Annotated in this window: 12 protein-coding genes; 5 read left to right on the plus strand and 7 right to left on the minus strand. The window is 62.5% G+C overall.

What is annotated here, in order from left to right:
- The first annotated feature begins 36 nt into the window (after positions 1–36).
- Genes LAD35_RS08115 through LAD35_RS08130 form a run of 4 tightly spaced genes read left to right on the plus strand, consistent with a single transcriptional unit; the run spans position 37 to position 3,134 of the window.
- Positions 37–1,638, plus strand: a complete 1,602-nt coding sequence (locus tag LAD35_RS08115) for a PepSY-associated TM helix domain-containing protein (protein WP_224152186.1) — start codon at positions 37–39, stop codon at positions 1,636–1,638.
- On the plus strand, positions 1,635–1,937 hold the full coding sequence (locus LAD35_RS08120; RefSeq protein WP_224152187.1) for a DUF3649 domain-containing protein: 303 nt from the start codon (positions 1,635–1,637) through the stop codon (positions 1,935–1,937). Before LAD35_RS08115 ends, LAD35_RS08120 begins: the two co-directional genes overlap by 4 nt.
- Positions 1,934–2,782, plus strand: coding sequence for a DUF3325 domain-containing protein (locus LAD35_RS08125; protein ID WP_224152188.1), 849 nt, complete (start codon positions 1,934–1,936; stop codon positions 2,780–2,782). The genes LAD35_RS08120 and LAD35_RS08125 overlap by 4 nt, the downstream gene beginning before the upstream one ends.
- A gap of 28 nt (positions 2,783–2,810) precedes the next feature.
- Positions 2,811–3,134, plus strand: coding sequence for a hypothetical protein (locus tag LAD35_RS08130; RefSeq protein ID WP_224152189.1), 324 nt, complete (start codon positions 2,811–2,813; stop codon positions 3,132–3,134).
- 183 nt (positions 3,135–3,317) lie between these two features.
- Here LAD35_RS08130 and LAD35_RS08135 read toward each other — a convergent pair whose 3' ends face one another.
- Genes LAD35_RS08135 through LAD35_RS08165 form a run of 7 tightly spaced genes read right to left on the minus strand, consistent with a single transcriptional unit; the run spans position 3,318 to position 12,216 of the window.
- Entirely contained in the window at positions 3,318–4,460 is a 1,143-nt protein-coding gene (locus tag LAD35_RS08135; RefSeq protein ID WP_224152190.1) for a histidinol-phosphate transaminase, read from the minus strand.
- A 24-nt stretch (positions 4,461–4,484) separates the two neighbouring features.
- Complete coding sequence (gene hutI, locus LAD35_RS08140) at positions 4,485–5,744, minus strand: imidazolonepropionase (RefSeq protein ID WP_224152191.1); 1,260 nt, start codon at positions 5,742–5,744, stop codon at positions 4,485–4,487.
- A 51-nt stretch (positions 5,745–5,795) separates the two neighbouring features.
- Positions 5,796–6,380 carry a HutD/Ves family protein gene (locus tag LAD35_RS08145; RefSeq protein ID WP_224152617.1) on the minus strand — a complete coding sequence of 195 codons (585 nt, stop codon included), beginning with the start codon at positions 6,378–6,380 and terminating at the stop codon, positions 5,796–5,798.
- Positions 6,381–6,399: 19 nt separating this feature from the next.
- A complete protein-coding gene (gene hutG / locus LAD35_RS08150; protein WP_224152192.1) occupies positions 6,400–7,389 on the minus strand; it encodes a formimidoylglutamase in 990 nt (329 codons plus the stop codon).
- A 1-nt stretch (position 7,390) separates the two neighbouring features.
- Complete coding sequence (hutH, locus tag LAD35_RS08155) at positions 7,391–8,923, minus strand: histidine ammonia-lyase (RefSeq protein WP_224152193.1); 1,533 nt, start codon at positions 8,921–8,923, stop codon at positions 7,391–7,393.
- Positions 8,924–8,978: 55 nt separating this feature from the next.
- On the minus strand, positions 8,979–10,703 hold the full coding sequence (gene hutU / locus LAD35_RS08160; RefSeq protein WP_224152194.1) for a urocanate hydratase: 1,725 nt from the start codon (positions 10,701–10,703) through the stop codon (positions 8,979–8,981).
- A 43-nt stretch (positions 10,704–10,746) separates the two neighbouring features.
- On the minus strand, positions 10,747–12,216 hold the full coding sequence (locus tag LAD35_RS08165) for a purine-cytosine permease family protein (RefSeq protein ID WP_224152195.1): 1,470 nt from the start codon (positions 12,214–12,216) through the stop codon (positions 10,747–10,749).
- A 143-nt stretch (positions 12,217–12,359) separates the two neighbouring features.
- Between LAD35_RS08165 and hutC the strand changes: the two genes are divergently transcribed.
- Complete coding sequence (gene hutC, locus LAD35_RS08170) at positions 12,360–13,088, plus strand: histidine utilization repressor (protein ID WP_224152196.1); 729 nt, start codon at positions 12,360–12,362, stop codon at positions 13,086–13,088.
- Positions 13,089–13,238 lie beyond the last annotated feature (150 nt).

Raw genomic sequence — 13,238 nt, forward strand, 5'->3', positions numbered from 1 at the left:
GCTGCCTCATCGCCCGCAGATTGAAAGCAGGCGGTCATGAAGGAGGGCTTTCGCCAAAGCATGGCCTGGCTGCACACCTGGGCGGGCCTGGTGGTGGGCTGGGTGCTATTTTTCGTATTCGCGACGGGAACCGCGGGATATTTCCAGCACGACATCACACGCTGGATGCAGCCCGAGCGCCCACAACAGCAACGCGTGCCGATACCGGAGGCCAGGCTTGAGCCGGTGCTGGGCGTGGCGCTGGCGAGGCTTGAGCAGCTGGCTCCGGCGGCTGCCAGTTGGCGCATCACGCTGCCACACGAATCGCTCTCGCCGCGAGGCTGGCAGGGGCTCTCGATTCGCTGGGAGGAGATGCCGCGCGAGGGGCACCGGCGCGGCGCCAGTGGTTCCGAAGTGCTCGATCCCACCAATGGCGCCCTGTTGCCGTCTGAGCCGCAGCCGCGTGCAACGGCAGGAGGCTTGGGCCTGTACCGCATGCACTATATGCTGCATTACGTGCCCTATGACTGGGCGATCCGCATTGTGGGCGTCTGCACGATGCTGATGCTCATCGCCATCATCAGCGGGGTCATTGCACACAAACGCATCTTCCAGGAATTCTTCACCTTCCGCCCTGGCAAAGGCCAGCGCAGTTGGCTGGATGCGCACAATGCTGTCAGCGTGATGGCATTGCCGTTCTTTTTGATGATCACCTACAGCGGGTTGGTCTTCTTTCTGTTCACCTATATGCCAGCTGGGCGCGATGTGCAGTACGGCAACGATTCCGAAGCGAACCAGACGTTCTATGACGAACTGCTTGATCGCCGGGCTCATTCATCCATCAAGCTCCCCCAGGCTGATGTGGCAGCTATGGTGCGACAGGCGCAGGGTGTTTGGGGCGAGGCACAGGTGGCATCAATAGTCATTGAGCGCCACGAAGCAGAACCAGCAGAGGTGATATTGACTCGAGCTAATGGAGGCAAGCTTGATTTCTGGAGCCCGGAGCAGATGCGCTTCAAGGCAGTTGACGGTGAGCAACTCTCCGAAGAAGCGCCCCCTGGCGGCAGCGCACGCTTGACGCAAAGCGTGGTAATGAACCTGCATGAAGGCCTGTTTGCCGATATCTGGGGACGGTGGTTGTACTTTTTTTCAGGCTTGCTGGGCTGCGCGATGATCGGCACCGGGCTGGTGTTGTGGACCGTCAAGCGGCGCAGATACCACCTGGGTAGCGGCCGAGAAAAGCCGGGGCTGCGTCTGGTGGAAGCACTCAACGTAGCCACCATTGCTGGCTTGCCATTGGCGATGGCCGCATATTTCTGGGCCAACCGTCTTTTGCCGCTGGAAATGGCCGATCGCGCGGCCTGGGAGTTCCACAGTCTTTTCGCCGTGTGGCTGGGCAGCCTGTTCTATGCGTTGGCCCGGCCTCTGGCACGGGCCTGGGTGGAGTTGCTGTGGGGCGCGTGCCTGGCCTTTGCCGCAGTGCCGCTGCTCAACTTTCTCACCACGGATCGTCACCTGGGCCGCAGTCTGGCCACGGGCGACTGGGTGTTTGCCGGATTCGATCTGACCCAGCTGGCGCTGGCTGCCGTGTTCGCAGTGATGGCTCTGAAGGTGCAGCGCAGGCTGCTGGTCGCCAGCCACATGGAGCGAAGTGTATGAAACAGTCTTCAGGTTTCGCGCACTCCTACCGCTGGGCAGTGCTGTCGCGGATTGCTGCGGCAACCATCGGTGGGTATGCACTCGCGTCGGCCGCCACCGTATTGCTGGCGCTGATCTGGCCCGCCAGCAGATCGCAGGCCTTGCTCTGGGCCAGCATGCTCAGCTTTGCTGTCTATGCGGCCGCCGTGATCTGGGTGTTTTGCACACGAAGCGCCTGGCGCGCCTGGGCAGGCATGGTGCTTGGCTCTGCGCTGTTGATCGCCTTGGCTTGGGCATTGTCATTGGGAGGGGCTGGATGATGGGTTCCGTCTTCACTTCCGGGCATCTGCTCATGGCGGGATTGACGTTGCCAGGCATGCTGGCATTGGCGGCTGCGACCGACCGCCATGCTGAACATCTGCTGGGCCGTTTCTACAGCACCCGATCCCGCCTTTTGGCCCGTGCCGTTGGTTGGTTGCTTTTATGCATCGCTTTGGCGACCTCAGTTGCCGTGCAGGGAATGGGCATCGGCTTCACCTGGTGGCTCACCTGGCTGGGTGCGGCAGCGCTCGCTTGGGTCTTCACGTTTGCGCACTGGGCGCGGCAGCCACCGACGCGAGACAGGCCCGTGCGAGCGGCCCCAAGGGTTTCAGTCGATGTTGCGTCGTCTGGGATGGTCGGGCAGAGAGCAGTTGCTGCCGGTCTGCTGGTGGCGACAGCGCTTGTGTTCGGCATTGGCTTGGTTCAAGTGCAGACTCCGCCGCTCGAGCGCAACGATGCCTTGCACGGAACGATTGGGCCGTGGAGCTTCATTTTTGCCGAAGCGGATCGACAACCTCCGGAGCGGGTTGCCATGGATATTCCGATGAAGGAGTTTCGTCTGCGCTTTTGCGACGACTGTGATCCGCAGATACGGCAGGCCACGCTCAAGGTCAACCGGCCACGTAATGCGCGCGCCACAGGGATGGGCTTCATGGGGCAGCACTGGGAGCGCCGTACCGAAATTTCGCTGCCAAACACACTGAATGCACAAAGTGAACTGTGGCTGACAGTGACCGGCAAGGACGGCAGTGTGTACCAGACGTTCTGGCGCATGGATCAGGTATCGCCTGCCACCGTGGCTTGGTTTGAGCAACAAAGGAGGCCATATGGCTCGGTCCAATGAACAATGCTTTGGGCGCTGCCTGGGCGTTGTGACGCTGATGATGCTGGCTGCTGGCCATGCCAGCGCCCATGAACCGGTAGCTATGTGCGTGTTGCTCGATGCCCGCACCATCCGCTGTCGCGGAACCAGCAATGACGGGGATGAATTGCGAGGCGCGCGCATGGAGGTGACTGCGCATGACGGTTCAGCGCTGCTGGACGGCTGGCTGGATGCGCAATCGACATTTACCTTTGCCAAGCCTCGCCAGCCCTTTTATGTCTTGTTGGATACCGGGCCAGGACTGCAGGCTATCGTAGAGCAAGAGGAAATCAAACCGGTGCCGGCTCGCAAGGCGCGTTGGATGCAACGCTGAGGCAGCAGTTCTGGCATCCTTGCCGGTACGAGAAATCCACAGGCGCAATTGCGGTGGGTGCTCCACGGCAGCCATGCCAGTCTCGGGGGGAGCATCTCCGTTTTCAGGCGCTGGACGAGGCTTTTGAAGGCCGCGTTGTCCAGCGAGAATGGTATCCGTGACGGTTTCACGGATTTCCGTGTGTCATGCCGTCATCGTGGCTTGCAAGGCATGAATGAAGCGTGCATTGTCGTTTTCGGTACCTATGGATACGCGCAGGAAATGCTCGAACCCCGGCTCCTTCCAGGGCTTGATGATCACGCCCCGGCGAAGCAACGCCTCCGCCACGGGGCTGCTGGGACGGCCGATGTCGAGAAACAGGAAATTGGCGACCGAAGGCGCAATGCGCAGGCCATGCAACGGGCCTGCGGGCATGGCCAGGGCCAGCAGCTCTTGGCGCAATGCCTCGCGCAGTGCCACTGTGTTCGCTACGCAGCTGCGCATGTGAGCGGGGTCGCTCCAGGCTGCCAGCGCAGCGCGTTGAGCCACCATGTTCACGTTAAAGGGCGAGCGTACCTTGTTCAGCAGGTTCACGAAGTCGGCGCTGTCGGCCATGCCATAACCCACCCGCAGGCCCGCCAGTCCCCAGGCTTTGGAGAATGTGCGCAGCACGATCCAAGGCCCCTTGCGTGCGGCCAGCAAGGCCAATACCTCGGGGTAGTTCTCGTCATGCAAGGCATATTCGTAATAAGCCTCGTCCACCACCAGCACGGTACTGGTGGGCGTTGCTTCCAGCACGCGAGCAAATTGCGCCGCATCCATCATGCAGCCCACGGGGTTGGATGGATTGGGCAGGAAAGCGATCTTGGGTGCCATGGCCATGGCTGTGCACCAGGCATCAATGTCGAAGCCCAGCTCTGCGGTCAGATCAAGCAACTTTACCTGTGCCCCCATCATGCGCGGGTAGATCTCGTGCAGGCCGAACACGGGACGCTGTGTCACCACCAGGTCGCCGGGCGAGAGAAACACCTCGCAAAGGATCCTGATCAGGTCTTCAGAACCGTTGCCGAACACAAGGCGGTCTGCGGCTATGCCGCTGCGCTCGGCAATTGCCTGGCGCAGTACCGTGCACTGGGCATCTGGATAGTTGCCAACATCATCGGCCAGGCTTGTCAGAGCCTGACGCACGGCGGAGCTGGCACCGTACGGGTTTTCATTGCTGGCCAGGCGTGTGATGTCGGCAACGCCAAAGCGTGCCCGCACGGCCTCGTTGGACAGGCCTGCATTGTAGGCGGGCAGGGGAAGCGCTTCAGGGCGAGCCAACGAGGCGATCAGGGAGTCAGTCATGGGTCGAACACCTTTCGTAGAACATCATGCGGATTTGTTGGCCTGGGCGATCAATCCCTGGCGCACCACGGTACAGTTGGGCTTCTGGCCAAACCAGTAGGCCAGCTCCGCTCCGTGGCGCACGGGCCAGAGCACGAAGTTGGCGGTTCGTCCCGAGGCGATCAGGCCTTGCTCGTGCTGCAGGCCCAGCGCGCGCGCCGCATGGCAGGTGATGCCGGCCAGCGCCTCGGGCACAGTGAGTCCGAACAATGTGCAGGCCATATTGGCCATCAGTAGCAGGCTCAGGGCGGGGGAGGTGCCCGGGTTGTGGTCCGTGGAGACGGCCATTGGCACCCCAGCGGCCCGCAGGCCTGTGATGGGGGGGACCTGGGTGTCGCGCAGCGTGTAGAAGGCGCCGGGCAACAGCACGGCTACGGTGCCCGCCCGGCGCATGGCGGCGATGCCCTTGTCGGACAGGTGTTCGATATGGTCACAGGACAGCGCGCCATAGCGCGCGGCGAGGGCGGCACCTTCCATGTTCGACAACTGCTCGGCGTGTAGTTTCACGGGCAGGCCCAGCGCTTGCGCCGCCTTGAAAACCTGCTCGGTCTTGGCCAGCGAGAAGGCGATGCGCTCGCAGAATACGTCCACGGCATCGATCAGGCCTTCGGAGGCCAGTGCGGGCATGATGTCGCGGCAGACCAGATCGATATAGTCCTGGCTGCGGCCAGCGTATTCGGGCGGCAGCGCATGGGCACCGAGGAAGGTGGTGCGCACAGTCACGCCGCGCAGCTCGCCCAGCCGGCGGGCCACACGCAACTGTTTGCGCTCGTGCTCCAGTGACAGGCCGTAGCCCGACTTGATCTCGATGGCTGTCACGCCTTCGGCCAGCAACTGGTCCAGGCGCGGCAGGGCTTGGGCGATCAGTTCTTCCTCGCTGGCCTGGCGCGTGGCCTTGACGCTGGAGACGATGCCGCCGCCAGCGCGCGCCACTTCTTCGTAGGTGGCTCCGGCCAGGCGCATGGCAAACTCGTTGGCGCGTTCACCGCCATAGACCAAATGGGTGTGGCAGTCCACCAGACCTGGCGTGGCAAGACGGGCACCACCTTTATGCGCGGGCAGGTGCTGATAGGAGGCAGGCACCTGATCTTGCGGTCCCACCCAGACGATGCGGCCCTGTTCAACCACTATGCAGGCTGGCTGCCCCTCGGCCATTGGCACATCGGGGGTGAACAGCTCGGATGCCAGTCGCACATCCAGCCAGCGTCCGTCAGCGGAAATGGGGGGCATTGCGGGTAGGGTCATGGCATGGGGTCCTTTGAAAATTCTGATTGGATAGGGATCAATGGGCCAGGCTCATCGTGCGGCCTGCGTCAAACTGACCAGTACCAGACGGCTGTCTGCATCGTGCGGCAACAAAGGCGCGGTGTTTCGGGTCTGCTCGTCGCCCATGTCCCTCCACAGAAGGCCTTGCCCGGTGTGCAACAGGGCATCGCCATGAAGAAAGCTGCCCTGCAGCACCATGCACAGACCTGCGGTGCTGTGTCCGGGCTGAACCTCAGTGCCTTGGATCAGTACTTCGGCCGACCACTGGCCACGCCGTGTCATGACGTTGAAATCGGTACACGAGCCTCCCAGCATGCTGCATTCCAGTGCCGCGTCACCTGAAAAGGCATATGGCTGCCATTGCTGCTGCAATGTGTGATGGATGCCTGCTGCTGCACCGATCAGCTGCACCCCGTCGCCATCCAGCAGCATGATCTGACGGTCTATGCCGGGAAATGCCGAGAATGGACCGGCCTGGGCAACTGTGGCGATGCTCACTCGCCAGCCGAAACTATCCATGTCTGCGCCTTGCGGCCAGCACGCAATCTCACGCGTGCTGCCGCCTCCGTTTTTCCACGGACGGGGTGTGATTTCGTTCAGATCGAAGCGATGCATGGGCATGGGGCTCCTCGGGTTACGCCTGAAGCAGGCGGTAGACCAGCCTGGCCGCCGCTCGCGCTCCATGGCTGTCCTGGTCGAAGCGCGGATTGAACTCCGCCAGGTCAGCCACGCGCAGCTTGCCGCTGCGGCGCACCCTGTCGACGATGGCCTCGACCACGCCCATGGGCACACCATAGGCTGCGGGCGCCGAGACAGCGGGCATGACAGCGGCGGGCAATACGTCCAGATCGATCGTCAGGTAGACATGGTCCACGCCATCGATGACCTGCTGCACCTGCTCCAGCACTTTCTCCATGTGTCGCTCTTGCATGTCAATATCTTCGATCCAGCAAGCTTGCAGCTCGTCGGCCCGTGCGAACAGCGCCGCTGTGTTGCCCAGGCGACTGACACCCAGGCATGCGTAGTGGAATGTCTGCCCCCGGGCCTGGCAAGCGGTGGCGATCTGATCGAACGGCGTGCCAGAACTCCCTGGGCGGGCGGTGCGCAGGTCGAAATGAGCGTCGAGATTGAGAACCAGCACCGAACCTGGGTCGCCGCTGGCATCCAGATGGCCACGCAGGCCCTGCCAGGTGCCCCAGGCGATTTCGTGACCACCTCCCAGCACCACAGGAAAGCCCCCGCGCGCAAGCACGGCCTGCACGGTGCGTGCCAGAGCGTGCTGCGCCGCTTCCAGCGCATCGCCTTGGCAGCTTACATCACCGGCATCGTAGAGCGCCTCGTGGTCGTGAACGGGCAGGCCGGCCAGCATGCGCCGGATGGCCTGCGGGCCCTGGGCTGCGCCAGTGCGGCCCTGGTTGCGCTGCACACCGGCATCGCAGGCAAAGCCGAGCAGCGCCCGGGCGGCGGCAGGCAAAGGCGTTTCATCGAACGGGTTGAGCGCTGCAGCGATATTGAACAGCCGACGCGTGTCGCCCCGCTCGCCGGCATCGCTGCGGCCTTGCCACAAGGCCATGTCGGCGGCGGTCCACAGCTCAGAGGCCTGGGCCATTGGTACGTTCACCATCTCAGTGGCTGGGCAACAGATCTGCGGTTACCAGACGGCCCAGGTGGCCGCTGGCGAGCAGGGTGCTGGCGGCTTCGATGTCGGGCGCGAAAAAGCGGTCTTCCTGGTAGAAGGGAACGCTTGCGCGCAGCAGGCTTCGGGCTTCCTCAAGCTTGGGCGAGGTCTTCAGGCCGGTGCGGAAATCCAGGCCTTGGCAGGCGCCCAGCCATTCGATGGCCAGGATGCCACGCACGTTGTCGGCCATGGCCCACAGGCGCTTGCCGGCGTTGGGTGCCATGGAGACATGGTCTTCCTGGTTGGCCGAGGTGGGCAGGCTGGTCACGCTGGCGGGATGGGCCAGTGAGATGTTGTCGCAGGCCAGGGCCGCAGCAGTAACCTGGGCGATCATGAAGCCGGAGTTCACGCCCCCATTGTTCACCAGGAACGGAGGCAGTTGCGACATGTGCTTGTCCATCATCAGCGAGATGCGACGCTCCGACAGTGAGCCGATCTCGGCCAGTGCCAGTGCCAGGTTGTCGGCCGCCATGGCCACCGGCTCGGCATGAAAGTTGCCGCCCGAGACGACATCGCCCTGCTCGGCGAACACCAGCGGGTTATCGGATACGGCGTTGGCCTCGACGGCCAGCACTTCGGCCGCCTGGCGCAGTTGCGTCAGGCAGGCGCCCATGACCTGTGGCTGACAGCGCAGCGAGTAAGGATCTTGCACCTTGTCGCAGTCCAGGTGCGACTCGCCCACTTCGCTATGCGGTGTCAGCAGGTCGCGAAAGGCGGCGGCCACGTCAATCTGGCCCTTCTGGCCACGTGCGGCGTGGATACGGGCATCAAAGGGCAGACGCGAGCCGAGCAGTGCTTCCACGCTGAGGCTGCCGCACACCAGCCCGGCGGCCAGCAGGTCTTCGGCCTCGAACAGGCCGCGCAGCGCATAGGCGGTGGACACCTGGGTGCCGTTGAGCAGCGCCAGGCCTTCCTTGGCGACCAGCGTCAGCGGCTGCAGGCCGGCCATGGCCAGGGCTTCTTTTGCGGGCAGCCATTCGCCGCGGTAACGGGCCTTGCTTTCGCCCAGCAGCACCAGCGACATATGGGCCAGCGGCGCCAGATCTCCCGAGGCGCCTACCGAGCCCTTGAGAGGGATATGGGGGTAGACCTCGGCGTTGACCAGAGCCATCAGGCTGTCGATGACGACGCGGCGGATGCCGGAGATGCCGCGAGCCAGGCTGTTGATCTTGAGCACCATGATGAGCCGCACCATGGCGTCGTCCAGAGCCTCGCCCACACCGGCGGCGTGGGATAGCACCAGCGAGCGCTGCAGCTTGGCCAGGTCTTCAGGCGCGATCTTGGTGGAGGCCAGCAGGCCGAAACCGGTGTTGATGCCATAGGCGGTGCGGCCTTCGGCGATGATTTTCTCGACGCAGGCCACGGCTGCGGCAATGGCTTCGCCCGCACTGGTGTCCAGTTGCAGCTTTACAGGCTGTTCATAGGTCAGGCGCAGGTCGGCGAGGCTCAATTGGCCGGGTTGGATGTGCAGGTGTGTCATGTGCTTTCCTTGGGCGCTTCATCGGAGCGCCCGGTTGATTCGTCGGCGGGCTCTTTCAGGACTTGACCATGGGCAGGTTCAGGCCGTGGCGCCTGGATGTCTCGACGGCAATCTCATAGCCTGCATCGGCATGGCGCATCACGCCGGTCGCCGGATCATTCCACAGCACGCGGCCCAGGCGTGCAGCGGCCTCATCCGTGCCATCGGCCACGATGACCACCCCAGCATGCTGGGAGTAGCCCATGCCGACGCCTCCGCCATGGTGCAGGCTGACCCAGGTGGCGCCGCCTGCTGTGTTGAGCAGGGCGTTGAGCAGTGGCCAGTCGGAAACAGCGTCGGTACCATCCTTCATGGCTTCGGTTTCGCGGTTGGGGCTTGCCACGGAGCCGCAGTCGAGGTGGTCGCGTCCAATCACGACGGGCGCCTTGAGCTCGCCATTTTTGACCATCTCGTTGAAGGCCAGGGCCGCCTTGTGGCGCTCGCCCAGACCCAGCCAGCAGATGCGTGAAGGCAGGCCCTGGAAGGCAATGCGCTCGCGCGCCATGTCCAGCCAGCGATGGGTGTGCTTGTTCTCCGGGAACAGTTCCTTGATCTTGGCATCGGTTTTGTAGATGTCTTCGGGATCGCCCGAAAGCGCCACCCAGCGGAACGGACCCTTGCCTTCGCAGAAGAGAGGGCGGATATAGGCTGGCACGAAGCCGGGGAAATCGAAGGCGTTCTTCACACCCTCGTCGAACGCTACCTGGCGGATGTTGTTGCCATAGTCCACCGTGGGGATACCCATGGCCTGGAAGTCCAGCATGGCCTGCACGTGCTGGGCGCAGCCCTGGGCGGCGGCCTTGCTGAGTTTGGCGTGCTGGCCAGGATCGGCCGCGGCTGCTTCCCACTGTGCAACGGTCCAGCCCACGGGCAGGTAGCCGTTGATCAAGTCGTGGGCGGAGGTCTGGTCGGTCACGATGTCAGGCTTTGGGCCGCCAGCCTTGGCGCGCTTGACGAGCTCGGGCAGGATTTCCGCGGCGTTGCCCAGCAGGGCAATGGAGACGGCCTCCCCCTTTTCAGTGTGCTGCTGGATGAGGGTCAGCGCGTCGTCGATATCCTTGGCCTGCTTGTCCACATAGCGGGTGCGCAGGCGGAAGTCGATGCTGCTTTGCTTGCACTCGATGTTCAGCGAGCAGGCACCGGCCAGCGTGGCGGCCAGCGGTTGCGCGCCACCCATGCCGCCCAGGCCGGCGGTAAGAATCCACTTGCCGGTCAGATCGTTGTTGTAGTGCTGGCGGCCGGCTTCGACAAAGGTTTCGAACGTACCTTGCACGATGCCCTGGCTGCCGATGTAGATCCAGCTGCCGGCTGTCATCTGGCCGTACATGAACAGGCCCTTCTGGTCCAGCTCGTTGAACTTCTCCCAGGTGGCCCACTTGGGCACCAGGTTCGAATTGGCCAGCAGCACGCGTGGTGCGTCAGGATGGGTCTTGAAAACGCCTACGGGCTTGCCCGACTGGATCAGCAGCGATTCATCGGCTTCGAGCTTCTTGAGCTGGGCCAGGATTTCGTCATAGCACTCCCAGTTGCGGGCCGCACGGCCGATGCCACCGTAGACCACCAGCGCCTTGGGGTTCTCGGCCACATCGGGGTCCAGGTTGTTCTGCAGCATGCGGTAGGCGGCTTCGGCCAGCCAGTTCTTGCAGTGCAGTGTGCTGCCACGGGGGGCGCGGATGACGCGGTTGGCGTCGTAGCGGGGGTCCTGCTGTACGGCTTGGAGGATGGTGTCGTTGGCGTTCATGGTCGTGTCTTTCATGAAAACAAAAAAATATGGGCGCTGGGGCTTATGCAGCGGAAGCGGTATTCGGATAGCCATCGGGGCTGCCGTGCTCCGAGGCTGCGGCGGGCTGCCCTGCTGGGTAAATCATCTGCGGGGGGACCTTCATGGTCTTTTTGGCCAATGGGTAATAGACGAGTGAGGTAACGATCAGGCTCACGATCCAGGAGATGTCGGCGCCCCCCATGGCCTTGGCAAGCGGGCCTTCGTACATGGCCTGGTTGATGAACGGTATCTGGACGACGATGCCCAGCACGTAGCTGAACAGCGCTACGCCGTTGTAGGCTCCATACCGGCCCTCGCTGTCGTAGAGCGCGGGGATATCCACCTTCTCTTTGGAGACCAGGTAGTAGTCGACGAGGTTGACGGCACTCCAGGGGACGAACACTGTGAGCAGCAGCAGCACGAAGTTCTTGAAGGTAGCCAGGAAGTTGGAACTGGCCAGCAGGGCCACCAGCACCGTGAGCAGCACAAAACCCAGGATGTAGGCGAGGCGAGTGGCCGGCGAGAAGTGCTTCTTGTCATTGAAGGCGCTGACTGTGGTCAGCATGGTCATCACGCCGCCATAGGCATTGAGGCAGTTCACCGTCAGCTTTCCAGTAACGATGACCAGGTAGATCACCACGGCAAGGGGACCGGCCAGGTCACCCAGAAATCCAACCTGGTTCTTGATGAAGTTGCCGCCCAGGGCCGCCACGAGAACGCCGAAGGTCATGGCCAGTTGGGCGCTGATGACGCTGCCGCCGAAGGTGGTCCAGAAGGTCGACGCTGTGGAGGTCTTGCTTGGCAAATAGCGCGAGTAGTCGGCCACATACGGCGCGAAAGTCATCTGCCAGCCCGCAGACAGCGCCATAGCCGTCAAGAAACTGGTCCAGGTAAAGGGCTTCTGGCCAAAGGCGCTGGCTACATCGTAGTGAAGGCACAACTGCCAGGCCAGGTAGCCGAAGCCCAGGATGCCCACGACGGTGGAGATGCGGCCCACCACATGGATCAGCTTGTAGCCAATGAGCGCAACCAGGGCGGTCAGCGCGCCGAAGATGATGATGCCCGCCGCTGGTGTGCTGAAGCCGAACATCAGATTGATGGCCTGGCCCGAGAGCACCGTACCCGTTGCCGCAAAGCCCAGGTACATGAGGATGACCAGCAGCAGGGGAAGGGCAGCACCCTTGACGCCGAATTGCACGCGGCTCGAAATCATCTGCGGCAGGCCCAGCCGGGGCCCTTGCGCAGAGTGCAGTGCCATGACGATGCCGCCGAGGATGTTGCCGATCAACAGGCCAAGGATGGCGGTCATGGCTTCGGCACCGAAGACCACGGCGAGGGCCCCGTCGACCACAGCCGTGATCTGCATGTTGGCGCCGAACCAGAGGGTGAACTGGCTGGAAGGTGAGCCGTGGCGCTCATGCTCGGGAACCATGTCGATGGTTCTTGTTTCCATACGCCCCAGCCCCGCAGCTGCGGAAGAATCAATGCTCATGGGAATGGTCTCCGATTGCTCTGTTTTGTAAAAATTACATACAACTATTCGGTAAAATTGGATAAGTTGTATATACCAATTTTCGTGTTTTACTTGGCAATACGTCAATCAACTTTTACAGACTTTTGATCCGCACAAACCCTATGTCAGTCCGTACTCCAGCGACCGCGGCAAAAGCGGTGATTCCGGCGTTCCAGCGCATCAAGGAACATGTGCTGCAGCAGATCCATAGCGGTCAATGGCAGCAGGGGGAGGCGATTCCCAGCGAGGCAGCCTTGGCCAAGCAATTCAACGTCGCTCGCATGACGGTCAATCGCGCCTTGCGGGAGCTCAGTGACGAGCAGACGCTGACACGTGTTCAAGGGTCAGGCACTTTCGTGGCCCAGCAGAAATACCAGTCCACCCTGGTTCAGCTGCGCAATATCGCCGACGAGATTGCGGCGCGGGGACATCAGCACCGCGGCGAGCTTCAAAAGCTCGAACGCTACCGGGCCGATACCTTCCTGATGCGGCAGTTCGAGCTGCCTGCTGTTCAGGCGCTGTTTCACTCGGTGGTGATTCATTTTGAGAACGACGTGCCCATCCAGGTCGAGGACCGGTATGTCAACCCGGCGGTGGCGCCCGATTACATGGCCCAGGACTTCGGTAGCCAGACGCCCAATGCCTATTTGATGCGCGTCGCCCCATTGCAGGGGGTGCAGTTCTCGATTGAAGCCAGCATGCCAGTTGCCGACGTAGCCGAGATGCTGCGTATTGAAACCGGCGAACCCTGCCTGGTATTGCGCCGCGTCACGCGCTCACAGGGCCAGGTGGCATCGGTGTCGGCGCTGTGGCACCCTGCCTCGCGCTACCAATTCACTGGCAGCTTTTGAGACCAGCTCTTCATGTGGGATATGTGATGCCTGGGCATGACAACAAAAGCCACGATGCTGCGGTGGGGACTTTGTTGACCGGTCTGGAATCAATCCATCTCTCAAATCCCGAGCGCAGCCATTGCATGATCACTGCGCTCAAGAAGCGCC

The organism is Comamonas odontotermitis, from assembly GCF_020080045.1.
Classification (GTDB): Bacteria; Pseudomonadota; Gammaproteobacteria; order Burkholderiales; family Burkholderiaceae_C; genus Comamonas; species Comamonas odontotermitis.